General features: G+C 40.6%; 10 protein-coding genes and 1 pseudogene. 4 read left to right on the plus strand and 7 right to left on the minus strand.

All coding sequences use genetic code 11. The features are described 5' to 3' along the window. Positions 1 to 114: 114 nt before the first annotated feature. Complete coding sequence (locus tag H2O73_RS01205; protein ID WP_182105716.1) at positions 115 to 1,707, plus strand: TnsD family Tn7-like transposition protein; 1,593 nt, start codon at positions 115 to 117, stop codon at positions 1,705 to 1,707. A gap of 112 nt (positions 1,708 to 1,819) precedes the next feature. On the opposite strand, the gene H2O73_RS01210 is transcribed toward H2O73_RS01205, so the two are convergent. After that, on the minus strand, positions 1,820 to 4,936 hold the full coding sequence (locus H2O73_RS01210) for a UvrD-helicase domain-containing protein (RefSeq protein WP_182105718.1): 3,117 nt from the start codon (positions 4,934 to 4,936) through the stop codon (positions 1,820 to 1,822). Positions 4,937 to 5,206: 270 nt separating this feature from the next. Between H2O73_RS01210 and H2O73_RS01215 the strand changes: the two are divergent. Continuing rightward, positions 5,207 to 6,024 (plus strand): annotated as a pseudogene (locus tag H2O73_RS01215) (IS5 family transposase). Between the two features lie 197 nt (positions 6,025 to 6,221). On the opposite strand, the gene H2O73_RS01220 reads toward H2O73_RS01215, so the two are convergent. Together H2O73_RS01220 and H2O73_RS01225 are read right to left on the minus strand one after the other, a co-directional pair. Then, entirely contained in the window at positions 6,222 to 6,575 is a 354-nt protein-coding gene (locus H2O73_RS01220) for a hypothetical protein (protein ID WP_182105720.1), read from the minus strand. A 9-nt stretch (positions 6,576 to 6,584) separates the two neighbouring features. Continuing rightward, complete coding sequence (locus H2O73_RS01225; protein ID WP_182105721.1) at positions 6,585 to 7,499, minus strand: viperin family antiviral radical SAM protein; 915 nt, start codon at positions 7,497 to 7,499, stop codon at positions 6,585 to 6,587. A 147-nt stretch (positions 7,500 to 7,646) separates the two neighbouring features. Between H2O73_RS01225 and H2O73_RS01230 the strand changes: the two genes are divergently transcribed. Next, positions 7,647 to 10,349, plus strand: coding sequence for an ankyrin repeat domain-containing protein (locus H2O73_RS01230; RefSeq protein WP_182105723.1), 2,703 nt, complete (start codon positions 7,647 to 7,649; stop codon positions 10,347 to 10,349). 590 nt (positions 10,350 to 10,939) lie between these two features. On the opposite strand, the gene H2O73_RS01235 is transcribed toward H2O73_RS01230, so the two are convergent. The 4 genes from H2O73_RS01235 to H2O73_RS01250 form a co-directional block, all read right to left on the minus strand. Beyond that, positions 10,940 to 12,112 carry a DUF8371 domain-containing protein gene (locus H2O73_RS01235; RefSeq protein WP_182105725.1) on the minus strand — a complete coding sequence of 391 codons (1,173 nt, stop codon included), beginning with the start codon at positions 12,110 to 12,112 and terminating at the stop codon, positions 10,940 to 10,942. 211 nt (positions 12,113 to 12,323) lie between these two features. Then, positions 12,324 to 14,861, minus strand: coding sequence for an NACHT domain-containing protein (locus H2O73_RS01240; RefSeq protein ID WP_182105727.1), 2,538 nt, complete (start codon positions 14,859 to 14,861; stop codon positions 12,324 to 12,326). Between the two features lie 641 nt (positions 14,862 to 15,502). Then, complete coding sequence (locus H2O73_RS01245) at positions 15,503 to 15,997, minus strand: YcxB family protein (protein WP_182105728.1); 495 nt, start codon at positions 15,995 to 15,997, stop codon at positions 15,503 to 15,505. Positions 15,998 to 16,175: 178 nt separating this feature from the next. After that, on the minus strand, positions 16,176 to 16,910 hold the full coding sequence (locus H2O73_RS01250) for a helix-turn-helix transcriptional regulator (protein WP_182105730.1): 735 nt from the start codon (positions 16,908 to 16,910) through the stop codon (positions 16,176 to 16,178). 278 nt (positions 16,911 to 17,188) lie between these two features. Here H2O73_RS01250 and H2O73_RS01255 point away from each other — a divergent pair, with 278 nt between their 5' ends. After that, positions 17,189 to 17,821 (plus strand): HAD-IA family hydrolase, encoded by a 633-nt coding sequence (locus H2O73_RS01255; RefSeq protein WP_182105732.1) that lies wholly within the window; start codon positions 17,189 to 17,191, stop codon positions 17,819 to 17,821. Positions 17,822 to 17,902 lie beyond the last annotated feature (81 nt).

Below are 17,902 nucleotides of genomic sequence, written 5' to 3' on the forward strand. Positions count from 1 at the left end.
GTCATCAACGTCTTTATCTGCATGCTACACCTGCTCCTCCTCTCCATCCTCTGGTTCATCTAATGGCAGAAGAATATGTCAACGAGTCAAACTAACGATTAAAGAGGAAGCGAGATGCATAGACTGCCAACTTATTTACTAAAAGATGAGAGTGCTTACAGCATCGTCGCTCGGACATATATAGCTTCGCCACATCAATCCTGGAAAGTAACGAATCACAAATTATTTGGCAGTGAGTATGTCAGACTCAATTCAATGCTACCCGGTCATATCGATGACTTAGCGAAGTTATTAAATAAACCCTCAGCAGAAGTCAGGCTTTGTTGTACGGGACATCCTCTGATCGCTTTAGGGATAGCTAAAAAACAAGTGCTACTCGAAATGATGCGGCATGATGTTAATGGTGATGCGTCGAATCTTTACCACGATAGTCGCTTAGCGGCTTCAAAACTGAGTTTTGGGAATTCTTTAAAAGGGTGCCCCCTTTGCCTTATTGAAGATGAAGCAAACTACGGTATTGGTTACTGGCACACTATTCATCAATGTCATGGAGTATGCTCATGTCCGAAACATAATGTTAAGTTAGTCGCTCTAACAGCTGGCGATGGGGGTATTAATCATCATTACATACTGCCGACACCGGAAATCTTAGGTCCCCCTGTTACAAGTAATCCAGCTGAACAAAAATTGTCGAACTTTGTTTGGCAACTAAAACAGTACTTATGCAAACAATCCCCCATTATTGCGATGAGTGCTCTGTACAAAAACTGGCTCAATGCACTGGGGTACCTCACCAAAGGAGGTAGCATAAGATGGAAACGGCTAAGAGCAGATCTAAATAATTGTTGGGGTGATCTATTTAATAGCACATCCCCTTCACTGCCATTGGAACTCAGTGATTTTAAATTTGTACCTAGCATTGTGCATCATGACAAGAATGTACATTATATTAAGCACACATTGCTTATGAGCTTTCTCTCACAGTCCCCAAAGTCGTTTTTTGATGGACCTATGCGCGATAATAATCCCACAACTACAAGCACCAAAACACCGTTACCTAATTCGACTTCTGTGCTCAAGTTGCTGGATAACGGGTCATCTATGCGACAAACAGCGAAACAGCTAAAGTGCCGTGTCGGCTATATAAAACAGTTAGCTTTGCGCGAAGGGAGAAATATTGAACGACGCCGCCAATTTATTACATCAGATATAGAAAGAGCGATTTGGCTTAAAGCATTTATCGGTGAACACCGCCAATCCATTGCTGACGCGTTCAATTTATCGGTTGGAGCTGTAGAGGCAATCATCCAAAGTCATTATGGTTTGGCTGAATGGCGGCATCATTTACGAATGGCAAAACGTAAGAAACAAGAACAAGACAAGCTACTTGACTATTTGGTAAAGCACCCCGCCGCTTCTCGAACTCATATCAAACAAGACTGCGGTGCTTACATGTGGCTGTATAAACATGATCGCGATTGGCTATACAAGCAGTTACCGCCAGCACAAACGAATATTAACAAAGCGCCAATTAACTGGCCTGGAAGAGATTTAGTAGTTCTTGCTCAACTCCAATCATTAGAAGGAAATTACGCCTCAATGTCCGCAATAGACAGGGCTGTTGGCGGACATAGTTGGCTTACTAAGATGAAAGATCGATTTCCGCTATCATGCGCATATGCAAAGAAAATATTACTTAGCGAGTGAAGCGGAAAAAGGAACTGGACCTTGCTCATACATAGTATGTATGCCCCCCAACCGACATAAACTGAAGTAAGAGCGCTACCTAACCTATGAATTAATAATGGCCATATAACATTTAGATTTTAGTGACGTACTTATTACCTTGTGAACAAATAAAGTTCACATCACACTTAGAACATGTACCCTCACATGTTTTATTTTTATCAAGTTTTGGCAGCTTAGGTTTGTTGCTACTAAAGAGACCTTCGGCTTGAATACGTAACGTTACTTTAGCTGCATTCAGTTGCTCTTCACTCACTTCATAAGTATCTGGTTTAGAGGTTTGGAACTCTCCACTACTATCACGTTTAGGTTTATCTGCGTAGACAACTGAAATACGTTTTGGGACCTCTCCACTTTGCTCCCACTCACCCAAAGCATACCCCATCAATTGAAGTACTACTTCATCATGTGAAACGGCACTGTGCTCACTTTTTAGATCAAGTACTTCCTTACCACCCACACCGAGACGAAGCACATCCATCCTTCCAACCAAACGTATACATTCCGACAACAATAAACTTACCGATTTTTCCGTATGCGTCGCCCCTCGAATTTTGTCAAACCGATGTTCATGTAAAAACTTAAACCTTTGAATCAAACTCTTGTGTATGTTTTTGCGAAGTTCACTGTCAAAACCTGTAGTGTAAGGTAGGTAGAAGTGTCTATTTACAAGACTCTCTATATAAATTTCAGGGTTTTCGTTAGTAACTTTATTAACCAAGAGATCATTTATGTACTCTTGAAATGCACTATGCAAAATGTTGCCAAACCCCAAACGCTCACTGTAACCAGGTTGAAACCCATATTCACATCGTAACTTATAAGCATATGGGCAAGTATTGAAAATTTTAAGGTGACTGAAGTCCACTTCTTGTATAGCACTCAATGACTTAGGCTTAGGCACTAATTTTGGCTCAGTAACTTCCTTATCATTGCTCTGTGAATAATCTGAAGATGCTAACTCCTCAAAGAAAATAGACTGTTTGGAAAAACTATTGTTCCCCGCCGGAATTGGTGCCCAACTTGCAAATAAGTACTTTTCTGCCCTGCTAGCCCCGACAAAACCTAAACGGCGCTCTTCATCTCGAGGAGTGCGATAGGCCTCTGGATAAGGAAATGCGTCTTTATCTATGAAATAAAATTCATTACGACCACCGCTTGCCTTAAGAGGAAATTTGTTTGCAACAAGGCCAGGCATGAATACAGCTGGAAACTCTAGTCCTTTAGCTGCGTGAACAGTCATAACATTAACAGCATCGTGTTCTTTTTGCTGATGGAAAAGCCTCTCATCAAATTGGCTATCCGCCGTGTAAACCAGAAAGTTTGCAAAATTGGAGTACAAAACTTCGGGAAAGTAGCCAAAGTGAATTAATTCAAAGCGAGAAATCAACTGGCTAAATTGTCCTAAGATTGAGAAAGCGTGTTCACCGGGCGAACAATAAGGGTTGCCATCATACTCCACTCGTTCTTCCGATAAAGAAAGGCTCCCGACAAACAATTGGAAGCACCTCTGGATGGAGCGTTGCGAGTGCATTTTGCTGTCTTTCCAACTAACTTTAAATACATCAAGCGCATCTATAGCTTGGTCGATGGTTTCTATCGCCAACTTGAACGGAGTCTTTAACCAACTATCTATTAAATCTTCACGGTTGTATTCTTGGCTCTTATAACTACCACATAAATAGAAAAAAATGCCAGCACAAGCTTGACCTATCGATGAGCTACTAATTAACCCTGGCCCACCTTTAAACTGATAAGGAACGGCTGCTTGCTCTAATGCTTGATTAATAATTACTGCTTGTTTTTTAGTCCGTACTAAAATGGCAAAATCGCTATAAGATAGACCTCGTGGTTCACTGGTGGATCTATCCTGATAAGGCGTGCCAATCATACGTTTGATTTTTTCTGCCACCCAACACGCTTCGGCAGAACAATCATCAAACTCCAACGTCAATACATCACCTGGGTCAAATTTATGATGAGAGCTGGCTTTGATGTTTTTACTCAAGCGTTGAAGATTCCGATCAACAATCCTATACGAACAATCAATGATAGCAGGACTAGATCGAAAATTATGATTGAGAGTTATACGTTCGACCTCTGGATAGCGAACACTAAACTCCAACATATTTTCACGTAGAGCATTGTTCCACCCAAAAATAAGCTGATCATCGTCCCCAACTACTGCTAATTTTATACGACCATCTGAAACTTGATGTAAATACTTAACAACTCTCTCTTGTGCATAGTTTGTATCTTGGTATTCATCGATAATCAGATATTTCAATGAATTAACGACTGAGAGGCGGAAATCGATATCACTCAACAACAAATCTGCAACTGAGCAAAGCAAAGCAGAAAAGTCGAGCTTATGTTGCAGTAAAAGCATCTCCTCGTAGTTTTTAAGGCACTCTTCAGCATTCCCAAAAGTTATTTTGCTTTTATCTAAATGAGCTTCACGCAACAGATTAAATAGTTTGGGAGCCCAACGCATTGTGTCTGATTTGCTAGCAAGTGAAACTACACCGTTTTTGTTTCTATAATAGAGCCCTCCATCGGGGAATATATGTTTGTAGTAACGTTGTATGAAAAGATACTGCTGCATACCATCTATTAAATCGAAACTTAAGTAATTAGGAGAGTGGCGCTGTAATAACTCAAGACACCACGCATGTATCGTACCAACAAATAGTTCGTCTAACTCACGCTCATGACCGAACTCCTCTCGATATATTTTTCTCAGTCGCTCACGGTTTTCAGCTGCTGCTCGTTGGGTAAATGTAATAACTACAATCTCTTTAGGCTTCATTCCATGATCCGTAATCAATGTACACACTTTCTGAGCTAGAATTTGGGTTTTTCCTGCCCCTGCCCCGGAGATGATTTGCAAGTTCCCAGGAGGGTGATTGATTGCCAATAATTGCTCCACCGTATAGCTGATTGTGTTGCGCTTGAATGTTAAATGCCGAGCTTCAGTACTAGTAGGGTCAGTATCTATTAGCCAAAGTTGGCTGGGTTCAACTTCTAATGCTTTTGCTAACTTGATTACGGTGGCGGAGTTAGGTACTGTTGAACCTTGTTCTGCTCTTGCTATTGTTTTCTTTCCTACGTTAGCTTTATGAGCTAGAGCTTGCTGGGACAATCCCTTTAACCCTCGGTAATACTTCAAATTTATTAACTTACATTCCATAGCATATTTTCTCGCAACACAATTGACTCATTAATCTAGTCATAACAGTAGAGCTCGATCAAGCGCATAGTGGGGTCACTTTGGGGTCATTGAGACATATGTCCCCAAAGTGACTCCAGAACGGCCCCTTTTCCTCGGATGTAGACTTAGTTGTAAGAAGCAGCAGAAGTACTCACTTAAATGCACTATGCCTTTATTGCTTAAATCGATGGAACTAAATCAAGAAGCTACGACCTGATCTGGTTACAACCAATCAATCGCCGTAGCCTCATACCTAAACCTCGTTACAAAACCACTAACTGGAAGCAGTACAGCAAAGCCTTAATCTACCGTGGTTCTCTGACCTTTTGGATTGATGAGGAAGCGAATGCCGAGTGGAAACAAAACAAGCAAGGCAAGGTTTTCTAGACTCAGTATTTAAGCTGGCTAACATACCGCTTGTTTGCCCTCACTACACCTGCATAGCCGCCGAGCTAAAGAATTTGAGGTATCATTTAAAACCAAAACCAGAAGCGTGATACAGCATCTGACCATCGATGCCACTGCCTCAAGGTTTATGGCGAAGGTGAATGGAAGGTCAAAAAGCATGGTGCTATTCGGAAGCGCCGACTCTGACGTAAGCTACATTTAGCAGTAGAGACCAGCACCCACAAAATAGTCGCAGCATAGCTCAGATTATCTAACGTTACCGATGCTGAAGTGCTTCCCAACCTACTTAAGCAGACACGTCGTAAAATCATTGAAATATAAGATGATGGTGCTTATGACACAGACATTGCCATGATGCAATACGTGTAAAACGAGCTGTTCCGCTCATCCCTCCAAGATAAGGAGCAGCCTTCTGGGAACAAAAACATCCTCACAATCTGGCAGTAGGTTGCCAGAAGCTATACGGATCCAGCAAGAAGCGGTATGGTTATCATAGGCGCTCGCTCTCAGAGACAGCAATGTATCGGTTAAAACAGTTGTTAGGTGGGAAACTAAGCCTAAGAAATTACAACGCTCTGGTTGGCGAGACTTACGCTATGATCAAAGCGTTGAACAAGCTTACCGGGCTTGGTATGCCTGAAACTCAGTGTATTGTTTAAGTATCAATCAGCATGGGGCAGCCATGTCTTCTCACTTAATTAAGCAACAAAGTCCGAGTAAAGAGGAAAACGGGAGATTTGCCCTAAATCAGCTCATTCACTAACTAGCTAACCGAATACGGCTAGCTAAAATTCCCGATGACATTCTGTTAATGCTCGCACCATATCAATTACAGTTATGAGCAATCGATCAACATCTAATAGTCGCTCTTTGTCAGGTGCCAACCTGAGCCGTATTTACATTTATAAGCCCGCAAGCTAATACCGTGCTCTAGATAAATAATATCTGCTCTTTGTCGCGCTTCTCTTTTAGAACGATAAGCATCCTTGGAAAGTCCATCTCGACCAGTACAACAATGGCACTTCTTACTTGGCGTTTGTCTATATCGTGGCGACAGGTGCCAAAGGCCGCACTTGGCACAATTATAAGGCGTTAGGTCGTTACCGAAATGTTCCCTAGAATACTCTGCTGCGCTTTGAGCGTCTTCCTCAGTGTAATATTCAGATAAGGGTTGGCCGTACATTTTGCCAAAGCATGTTTCACTTTTCATATCCCCTCCTTAAAGCACTACAACGTCTATATCAGCTTTGTGATATCTTGAAGCAAAGGTTCTAGAATTAAACTCTATTTGATTAAGGGCATTTTCTACACCACATAGACTAATGCTCTCACTAAACTTATATCCGACTTTGTTGGTGGAATTCTGGTAAAAGCGTCCTTGTGGATCAATCATCAAGTATGACTCTGTCATCGTAGAGTTAGACTCTGAAAAGATAGGTAACCCCAGCCCACTATGCCTATAGACGAACCTGTCAAACTGCTTTTTAGAGATGAGTAGTTCATTATTACCATATGGCATGACATGCAAAATTTTCCATTTATAAGGTTTCAGTTCCATCATTAGTTCAGAGAAATCTTCGTCTAAATTAAGGCTATTCACGACAGTATTGATCTTTGTCTTGATACCTCTTTGAGACAGGGTCAGGCTCGCTAATGCCTGCTTCAGATCTTCAGTTCCAAAAGAGTTTCCTTTTCTGTCTTTTCTTCCAATTTTACTTCGGGTGTCTAGACTCTGGCTGTCAAAGCTAATTCCGATCATATCTAGCGTGTTTTCAGGCAATGCCAATTTACTGTTAACTAAGTAATGCCCGTTAGTTATGGTAGATGTCTTAAAGCCTTTTTGTTTTGCCAGTTTCAAAGCAGTAATAAACGTGCTTCCAAGCATCATTGGTTCACCACCTGCAAAATTAAGACGAACATTTTCGTAACCAAGCTCACCTTTTAAGGTTGGAGTACCTTTGATGAAGTAGTCGGCTAGTTTATCTAGCAGCGTGTTAATTTCTTGACCAGAACGATGGAGTTCATTTGGACGTCCCCATTTTGCGAAGCAATATTTGCAACTGTAATTACAAACTTCGGTCAGGTGCCAATTGATGACTAGTTCTTTTGTTTTGCTGGGTTGGATAGTTGTCATGGTTTTGTTCCTCATGTATACAAGAGACACAATTATGAAAAAATCAGCTCTGTGGACGAATGAAAAGCAAAGTCCCCCCCTCACAGCCAAGATAGGAGGTCGGTTTTTAAATCCGTTTTGAAGCTGAAAAACAAAAAAGGATGTTCTGTGGCTACTTTTCCAACCTTTGAATCGGTGCTTCTTCAGATTGCTAAAGCGCTTGGTGCTAATCGCAATATGACTTCAAAATCAAAATCCAAGTTTAAATATGGCGATATGTCGATGGACAATTTGTCTGATACTTGGGAAAGCCTCTTGGGCGAAATAGCAGATGCTCTTGGGCTCGATGAGAGTGTCAAAGACGATTTGATTTCTAATATATTAGTTGATTACCAGATGCATAAAGCCATTGAGCTTGATATCTACTCTTCGAAGGCGACACAAAGAAAAATCGTTTGGCAGTACTTGGCTAGAGTCCTTGTACCTGCTCTGGCAAGGCATTCAGTGTTTTGGCAAATAACATCAAACATGGACGAAGGCATGCCGGGTGGAAGATTCTGGTATCTTCCTGTTGCTGACTCACCGGTTGAACCTACCCAACTTCATCTTCCCGTTCCACAAGTCCTGGATTGGTTGATTGATTTAATTCAAGACTCCAACACGAAGATTGCCAATAATCTGGAAGACGATTTACGTATTTATGACAGTGCCGGTACAGTATTAAGGAATCTATACAATTGGCAAAAAGCTAAGAGTACCCCCGAGATTTCAAGTATCAACAATACGTTTCCGGACGAAGTGAAAATACAGTTTCTAGGCTGCTTTGAACCAGATGAAAAGTCTCCGCAATTTGAACAAGCACTATCTTTTATTGAAAAAAAAGGACTGCTGCCAGCCGCTTTACAGCATGAGATTGCCATCAATGAAGATGATTTAAAACGAATTATAAATGCCGAATGCTCAGCAGAGGAAAAGCTAGATTTCGTGCAAAAACTGAAGTTACGTTATCAGGCTCCAAGCACTAAAACAATACGTCGCAGATTGCTCATAGCCAGAGCTATTCAAGAGGGATATGAGCAACTAGTTAAATTCTTAACGCCTACAATCGATAAGTTATGCATTGACTTAAATGAGAACAAGGCTCTCCAGTTAGTTCAGCTTTATAACGACGTTTATAATCGTACACTTGATGCTCACCTAGAGAAGCGACATATAGACGGTAAACTAAGAGAGTTTGCTGAGAATGTGTATTTCACAGAAAACCTACCTCCTTTCTTGCGTTACGACTTATTGCTTGCTTTTGCCTCAGATCATGAACAACCCGCCCCGATGGTCTCTGATAGGCTCAATAGTATTTTTAGTCGTCATGGTGAAGAGGATAACCTAGACAATATTCTACCTACATCTGAAGACGATATTAGGTTGATGATGAACGTTATAAGGGAAGAGGGGCTGCAATCAAATAATTACTTCATGCAATTAGAAGCCCTAGTTGAGAAGTTAGCGCAAAACAAAGCCCCATATAAGCAATTGCAGAAAATGGATGATTTTGAGGTTGTATATGGAGCAATGGGCCACCATTATCCCAACCCAAAAATCTTGGAAATGATAATAGGAAGATTGAGTGAACTAGAAACGACGTCTGAGCAATCGATGAAACGTATATTGCTTGAGCTTGAATACCTCCTGCTCGTCAAGCCGTTTGATTCTAAAGCAGAAGAAAAAGTCAGCGCCTTGATAAAAAATGCAAAAAAATGTGATGATTTTGAGTGTTCAAAAGCACAAGTCCTCCGGTTTGAAGCGTATCATTTTATTGCCCAGAACAAACTTCCTGAAGCAGAAAAAAATTTAAATTTAGCTATTGATGAATGCAAGAAATACAGCTTTGGTAAACTTCGAGGGAACTTAGCAAAAGTTGCATTCTCATTGGCTTTAGCAAATCAAAAACTCATCCCAAACAATCACGAGAAGTACTTTAGAGACATGACCTACTGGGGAGGTTTTGATGGCGAGGCTGACAATTCTGAAGAAATCGATATTTATGGTGTTTCTCGTAAACTACACGAGGATTTCTGGGAGAACACTTATAACTGCTACCCTGACTATAAGCCATTATTTGCTACCTCTCGTAGTGATTTCCAGGTATTTATTCGCGACTTGCTGCCATGCATTAAAAGTAATAAGCCTATTTCTCAAATACTAAAAAAACACACATTTCTTAAAAAGAAGCAATTGAAATATCCGCAAGCAGATAGTGTCATCATGCTTATGATGAAGATAAGCTATGATACGTTGGGTAAGCTAAGGTTTTACGGGCAGACCATGCCGCCTGAAATCGAGAGTGAGATACATAGTGCTTTTACCGGAATAATTGCGGCTATCAGGGAAATTATTCAAGAATGGCCAGACATTATTAACGTTTCTGATTTCAAACAACAAACACCTCTGATGCTTGCTGCTCACAACAAAGATTACGAAACGGTAGAAGTATTGCTAAAAGCAAATGCAGATACTGATCTGAGAGATTTTACTGGTAGAGCGGCACTTCATTCAGCAGCAGCAAGTCGATGCCTGAGGTCTGCTTCACTTATACTAGAGTATGGCTGTGATGCAACGATAGCTAACCTAGAAGGTGCGACGGCGTTGCACACTGCTACTCGTATGGGTGAGAGACCTATAGTAGAACTATTAATAGAAAAACGACCAGAACTACTCCAGATTGAAGATTCAGAAGGTTATTTACCTGAACAATTGGCCAAAGTCATTGCAACTGACACGTTGGCCTACGAGTTACTAAGTCAATACCTTATATCCGAGTGCAGAACAGTGGTAACTCAAGGTACTTATGAGAAAATGTTAGAAGTTTTTTAACGTTGATTTGGGTTACATATTGGGTGTTTCCAACTTAGTTGACACAAGTTGTCTATCTTGATAGCAGCAAAATGACTGAAGTTTCCAACTACATTTGTTTTTTGAAAATTTGTAAGTCATTGATTTTATCAAATCGACTGTTTCCAACTTGATATGACATGATCAAATAAAAATCATGATGTTAGTTGTATTTTAGTCTAGTTAAAAAGCGAACCTTGGGGTTCGCTTTTTGCTTTGTGGACTAAGTTAACTGACGTTAATCAAATTAGAGGCTCGCTAACTCGAAAATGGACAGAAGTTTGTTAGTGATCCTGCTAATTTAGCAATTCATACATAACTTCAGGTGTGGCAAAGTCACTTAAGTTTGCTAATTAAGTTTAAGCAGCGCTGAGACTTTCTGTGTGTTAGTTTAAAACCAACTCTCTAAACCATGCCCTTTACTTTGGCTTTGATGTAGGCAATGAACTACCACCGTTCCCCTCGACAAATTTCGCCTATTCCAATCTGTCGGTTATGATTGCATCGTGATTTGAATGTTGACAGCTTGAGCTCAGACTAACCCATTTATACTTGTTCTTACTTAAAAGTAGCTATTCAAGATCCAAAACAAAAATTTCAACTCGTCCTTGCAGTGTTGCTTGGCTATTTACTTTTAGCATTTCTTGTAACTCCTCGGCTGTTTTGGGCTTAGTTATACCTCTACCAGGTGTTTGTAATATTTTATTTCCAGGTTGATTTTGCCCGAACCAAAGTACTAGATAAATACCACGATTTTCTGCTCGCCAATCTTGCGTATAAAGTCTATCCAACTGTGTGTATGCTGCGTGCCATAGATCCTTATGCCATTGCCCCTTCACTTCTATTGGGAGTCTAAGCTTCTCAATAGCACAAGTGATATCGACTTCTTTGTCATTTGCTACATGTTGCTCTGGAGTATATTCAATGCCTTCCACTCCTTGGCGGAGTAACCCTATTAAGGCACTACTACAACGTTCTTCTTTGTGAGCAACGTTGTTGTCATCATAAAATACGCAACGACTATCAACATCATCACTTCTAATTTTTGCTTGAACGACTTCTAATTCTTCAATAATTAATGCTTGTAGATCAGCCATTGATTTAGGAAGGGTGTTGCAAGTAATAGCTTTGACTGCTGCTAATGGCAGTGGCATATAGCTAGCCTCAACAACAAGGCGATGTTGCTCTGCTGCTACCATCTTTATCCGAGGGGTATAGCTGTCCTCTGAAGCGTACCGTAATCGCTGTAGCGCTTTAACTGCTTCTACATCAGTAAAACTGCCTATCCGGTCAATAAATGAGTTTATGAATTGACTGGCGTCCCAAGCATTATCAGAACCGTACGTTCCTTCACTTGGGTGTTCAGCAGCAGGCCACTTAGATCTAAATGTCTGTATTACCCATTCACATTGGGCAAAGCTAAGAGCTAAATGTGAGCTATGTCTATAGTGACCTTGTACTAAATCCTTCAGTATCCAAATAAGGCCTGAGTCGATGTTGTCGCCTATCTTTTCAGCTATATTTTCAAAATCAACAATAATACAAACTGCATCCCAGATGAGACGGTGATTTCTGTTTTTAAGGTCTAGGTATACATTGAGTAAGCTTCTTAACTCATCAAACTTATATGAGTAAACAAGCCTCTTAATCAAGTGTGTCTCTGCATTTTCGTGGAGAGCGTTGAAACATTGTAACCATTCAAATGCTAGCTTATTGCAGGCATTTTTTTTATTTTCATCACGCATAAGTTCATGTAAGCCTGGAACAAACTCTTTCTTAGCTTCAAGTTGTGGTTCGTAAAAACGTCTGGTAGCAGTTTCCCAAAGCCCACGAGTTTCTACCTCGTTCTCAACTAGATGAGTTACTCGAAGCTCACTGAAACCAGCATGTTGTTCAAGGTTGGAGTGGTGACGTAATGAAAATAATACCGATAAAATTACATCATCGGGGAGGTCTTTAAATCCCCCCCCCCTTTCTTACGCGCTCAGTAACCGCTACGATAATGATGTATTCAGCATTATATTTTTTGCTCTCTTCTCTAATTTTTATTATTTCATGGAATGTAGGAAAGAAAGGTTTTTTAGTAAAGTACGCTTCAAAGCCTTCAAAAGCTGCATCGCTTAATTCATAACCAAGCCACTCTGCAATACGTTCATGAGCAAGGGATTTTTGACCAACATCATCAAATAGCTTTAAATATGCCATCGCGGGATACACTATATCTTGATAGTTCCCTCCTCTTATTTTACTAATTTTGGTGTGATACTGCTGTCGGTGAACTGCATGCTGAGAAGCTATTTTTTCTTGACGCTTTCGCTGGTTTTCTTCTTGTCTACTTTGCCAAGAAGGTATTTGAGGTTTAGGCAAATTATCCAGCCACTCAAGGTCTTCTATCGAATCTTCAGCAAACGGTAGGGCAGCTTGACGTAAATTAGCCCCATGTTCATCATTATGATTATAAAGTTGTAATAGCTCTTTCCAGCGTTGGTCACCCTTATCTAAAAAACTAAGTAGTAGAATCAAATCTTGCTCTTGTGGCATCAAAATCGGCAATGAGCCTGCAATTAGGTAATTTCGTTCTCGAATAGACTGTTCTAAAGGTGAGTCAAGTAGTACCCATTTTTGTATTGCTAGCCTTATCTCTTTTTTGTCGTCTATAAATGAGCTTAATTCTTTTAGATTACAGCATTGTGAGCCATGTAGTGGATTTAACCAAGCCCAAACTCTTTCAGGGCTGACGCTTGTGCTTTGTAGATTTCTAAGTATGAGGTGGTGAGAAAAATCTGTAAGTTCATGATCACCCGATCGGTCATGCCATTTACCTAGTTTGGTTAAAGAGTTAGTAAACAAATCTAAAATATTACTTATCCGGTGTTCTGGAAGTGTTCTTTCTACAGAGTACAACACACCTAAAACGGACTGTTCTTTGCCTGCATAAGATATAACAGTATCTACGATGAACTTGTCCTCAATACTTTCAAAGTTAAGATGTTGAAAAGCTTCCATAATTAGACGTAAAGAATCGGCATCATCAAACTTCAACAGAGTGTTTAATATGGCCGATAGGTTAACTTGGCATTTGCTCTCAATTATCACTTCTAATGCAGTGCTTCTAATCGAAAAAATATCTTTCTTATCTAGTACTATTCTTTTTAAGTTATCAGTGAGTTGATTGCTTTTCTTAGATTTGATAAATGCTTCAAGTAACAGCTTACGGAGCCCAAATACAGTATTCGAAGAGACAATTAATTGTTTTATTTCTTCAAAAATCTCATCATGAATCAGTCCTTTTGTAGAATATCTTTTCCAATCGCGAAAGTGAGGGTCTTCAATCGCTAATTTTTGTAAAGCGGCCAGAAGAATGCGTGCTTCGTTGACAGTAAGTACGTCAGCGTCACCATATTCTATAAAGCCCATAGGATCATTTTCGATGATAAGAGGCTTTAGAGTTGAGTCTTGCGCCAACCAAGCGTGGATGCCTCTCAAGCTAGCTGGTACTAAACCATCGCAATAGAAAAGCGAAAGAAATCGTCTTTTGTTAGTCCCAGTATTTGAATGTTGAGCTAGCCATTTCGCGCCAAGGTACTCACCTATGCTGCGGTGTATGTAAGTAAATCTGTCTACTCCATTACTTTTAAACAGCCGCGCGGAAATAACGTCGTTGAGAGCTTCAGCATTGGGTAATGTGCGTATATCTGTAAATGATAACTCGCCTTCTTCAATGTTGGCTGCAGCCTTACGAGTTAAAGCTTCATTACCCGTGAGAATTAAACTAGCAAAGGCAGCTCCCGCTGCTTTTATTGTTGTCTCTTTATCAAGCTGCGCTTGCGCTCTAGTGTCATTATGCTCACACCATAACACATCGATAGCGCGTTCAAAGAGTTCACCTTTACTATTGGGTAAGTCACCGCTTCGAGCTACTTTAGAGATTAATTCAAGTGTTTGTGGGTTTCCTAGTAATTGACCTAAACCAAGATCGTTAAAATGTTGTACGACGTTCTGGGATTGCGCTTCTCCTAATGATAAAGATAAAAAGCTTTGAATGTCATAATGATTGAAAGGCATTAAATGAAGCTCGATTGGCTTCTTTGAGTAGTCCTCATTAATCGAATTTATAGCAGTCGCACTTTGCCAGTCTGCTACTCGACAGGACAAAATAAAAGAAGGGCAGCCGATTTCTTGAAGTTTTTGTAGAATGGAGTCTACTGCGGCACCATCTTTTTGCGAACTTACTTCATCTAAAGCATCTATGACAAGAACGCGTGCATTGCCAAGAATCATTGATGGTTTGCAACTCCGTATCAGCTTTCTTGCGGTACAAAATTGATACTCAGCATGCTCGCTTAGCCGGTTGAGTAAAAATGACTTCCCCATACCGGCCTCACCTAAAATGACTAAAGGTTCGGTTAAAGTGTTTAGTTCAGATTCAGTGATTTCTTTGCGGTCACCTTTGTATTCAAACCAAAGGGATCTTTCTATACTACTGTGAATCATCTTAATGCCAGTGCCTAAAGTTATCTGATAAGTACTCGAAGGTAAACATACCATAGTAAACTGAGTACATAGTTAACCATTAGCTTAAGTAGGTCAACTAACGGCAACAGTAACGAGTCAAGGTTGTTGGCTTAAACAACTTTGGGGCATTTTTGATTTTGAATGATTTGTGCAACAGGGTGTTGCACGATTGGACAACGGCTTGTTTCACTAACAAGCGAGTCTGATTTTAGCCAACAGGTTGTTGACCAAATTTTTTGACCAACGGGGTCAGGTCTTGTTTTTTGCTTAGTCAATACCCCTCCAACGACAAGCTCACCAATTCAACCACCCCATTAGGTAAAAATTCAGGACGAATTTTTAGGTTTTCGGCGTCAGAAACGCCTAAAACCGACCAGACAGCGACAAAGAAACCAAAGCGCCTTTCTGGTTACTCTATTTCACGATATCTAGCCAAGACAAAGAGTGACGGGACCGCTTACAGTAAGGGCGAAGAAATCAGCAGACTAACAAGCGGGACTTACCTACTGCTAACCAAGAATCCCCACCCATAGCCAAAACCAAGTTCAAAAAAGGCGAACCCATTCGGTTCGCCTCTCATGTACTAAAACTAACAACTCGCTTGCGAGTATTACAAAACGTTAATTAGACTTCGCCGCTGCATGCTGCTCAACCATAAACGCGATCACTTCTTCATTTAAGCAAGACTTACTCACGTATTGGCGTTGCTTACCCAGATGAAGGATCAAACCTAGATCGCTTTGTTCAAGTTGGTCGATTTCACCCCAAGCGATTTGGCGGTCAATTTTGCCGCTTTTATAACGCACACCGTCAGTGTTGATTTGAAGCACCACCTTTTTGCCACGGCTTGAGCTGATGGTTTGTCGCCATAGCCACCATGTTCGTTTGCAATAAACACTGAACGCTTCAATCACACTCAATACGATAAAGAACCAACCGACGTAACCGTTAGGTAATAGCTCAAACTCTAATAACACCACACCAAAAATAAGAAAGAGAATGCCTTTCAAATACGCGTGTGGGAACTTAACAGGCTGGCTCGTTTGATCATAACACTCAGCAAAGAAAGGCTTGTCGAACGTGTATTCTGTGGTGAAATCGAAATCTTTAGACATGTATGGTTACTTTAAGGTTTCTGTGAATGAGTATTGCATATTGCGCTCCGGCAACGCCTGCATTGTAGCGCTTATCCAAGTTTATCATTAACAATTTCGATGCCGTTTTGTAAATCAATGATACCAAAGCTAAGTTCAAAATCGGTCAAAACATAAACAGACTTTAAATTTGCAACGATTAGTTAGAAAATTTACTTCGGTATGCTTTTGGAGTTAAACCTTTGTAGCTTAAGAATAACCTATTGAAATTTGAAGCATTGTTATAACCCACCATTTGGCATATATGACTGACTTTGAAGTTTGACGTTTCTAGCAACCTAGCCGCATGACTTAACCTTATCTTTTTTAGCCTTTGGCTGAACGTTTCCCCAAAATGGCGAGTAAAAATTCGGTTAACCGTTCGCTCACTACAAAAAATATACTGGGACAAATCATGTAACGAAATATCTTGGGCATAGTGTTGATTCAAATATTGAGATAGTGCCTCAATTTTGTCTTTTTCAGATTCAAATTTCACATTATCAGATGAACATAAAGTCACCTGCTTCTTGTCTTGGGTAATCACTGAAAAAACACGAAATAGCACAGAAAGTTGCTCTAAGCTTGAAGTTTTATAATCAATTTGATTAATCACACTTTTCACTTCCTCAGCGGTTGGTTGGGAAAACTGAATGCACAAACCGTCACCAAGTATGCTCGTTAGCTTTCTCATTTCATTGCAGTGCGCCAACATGGTTGATACCCACTCTTTTTCAATCCAAAGGCTGTACCTCTCAGGGGGAGTCTCTTGGTCACTGGCAACCAACCCTTTTAAGTCATGCCCTAGTTCTGGTGGAATCAAGAACAACGAACAACAAGTAACGTCTATGTCAACGCTTCCTATTCTTAATCCTCCCTGATAGTTATCAAGCAACAGAAACTCAAACTCTCTGTGAAAATGAGGCTTCGATAACTCTAGAGGTGAGTCGTCTAAATGATGCCTCCATGAATAGCCTGGACGAATCAAACTTTTCGCTGATATAGGTCTCATATTTGCCTAGCACTCATCAATATTGCCGCCACACATTGGCGAAATAGTATCACCACATGTCCAAATAGTGCACCTAAAGACTGGAGAAATAACGAATAATAGGCTCAAGAGCTTAGCTAACCTCGAAAATACAACTAACAACAACTTAAAGAGGTTGAACGATGAAGAATTATGCAAAATTCATCTTCGATATGGATGGAACACTTGTAGATTCTAAAGATGCTGTCGAAAAAGCATGGAGTCTATGGGCGACAGAACACAACATAGACGTGGCTCATATTTTGGCCATATCACACGGTCGTCCTGCTGATGAAGTCATCAAAGAGTTAATGCCTCATCTTAACATCAAACAAGAAGTCGCTAAGCTAGAAGCAATAGAATTGAGCAACGTCGATTCGGTAAAACCCGTTCGTGGTGCCATCGCTTTTCTGAGCGAGTTACAAGAACACGATTGGGGAATATTTACTTCCGCACCAAGAGCGTTGGCAGTAGAGCGATTGAAGGCGGCCTCCATTCCAATTCCTCAAATCTTGGTCACCGTAGAGGATGTACAAAAAGGAAAGCCGGATCCAGAGGGCTATATATTAGCAGCACAGAAGTTAGGGAAACTGCCTGAGCAGTGTCTTGTTTTTGAAGATGCGCTCGCGGGTATTCACTCAGCTCTCGCCGCGGGGTGTGACGTTATTAACATTACCGCTGTTGCGCCCGAGCAACCCCTTGTCACTGATGTAATTTCAGTGAAGGACTATTTCGGTGTATCCGTCTATTTGGACAATAACCTGATATCCATCTAGTTCGGGGGGCAACTAAGCTCCGTTGAGTGCCTTTAGGGTGGGAATTTCAGGGACACTCTCTTACTTACTCAATCCGCGACG

It is taken from the genome of Vibrio marinisediminis, from assembly GCF_014050145.1.
In the GTDB taxonomy this organism is placed as follows: Bacteria; Pseudomonadota; Gammaproteobacteria; order Enterobacterales; family Vibrionaceae; genus Vibrio; species Vibrio marinisediminis.

Excerpts from the sequence above, each read along its gene's own strand:
- H2O73_RS01205 (WP_182105716.1), top strand. The coding sequence starts at position 115 with ATGCATAGACTGCCAACTTATTTACTAAAAGATGAGAGTGCTTACAGC.
- H2O73_RS01210 (WP_182105718.1), bottom strand. The coding sequence starts at position 4,936 with ATGGAATGTAAGTTAATAAATTTGAAGTATTACCGAGGGTTAAAGGGA.
- H2O73_RS01220 (WP_182105720.1), bottom strand. The coding sequence starts at position 6,575 with ATGAAAAGTGAAACATGCTTTGGCAAAATGTACGGCCAACCCTTATCT.
- H2O73_RS01225 (WP_182105721.1), bottom strand. The coding sequence starts at position 7,499 with ATGACAACTATCCAACCCAGCAAAACAAAAGAACTAGTCATCAATTGG.
- H2O73_RS01235 (WP_182105725.1), bottom strand. The coding sequence starts at position 12,112 with ATGCGTGATGAAAATAAAAAAAATGCCTGCAATAAGCTAGCATTTGAA.
- H2O73_RS01240 (WP_182105727.1), bottom strand. The coding sequence starts at position 14,861 with ATGATTCACAGTAGTATAGAAAGATCCCTTTGGTTTGAATACAAAGGT.
- H2O73_RS01245 (WP_182105728.1), bottom strand. The coding sequence starts at position 15,997 with ATGTCTAAAGATTTCGATTTCACCACAGAATACACGTTCGACAAGCCT.
- H2O73_RS01255 (WP_182105732.1), top strand. The coding sequence starts at position 17,189 with ATGAAGAATTATGCAAAATTCATCTTCGATATGGATGGAACACTTGTA.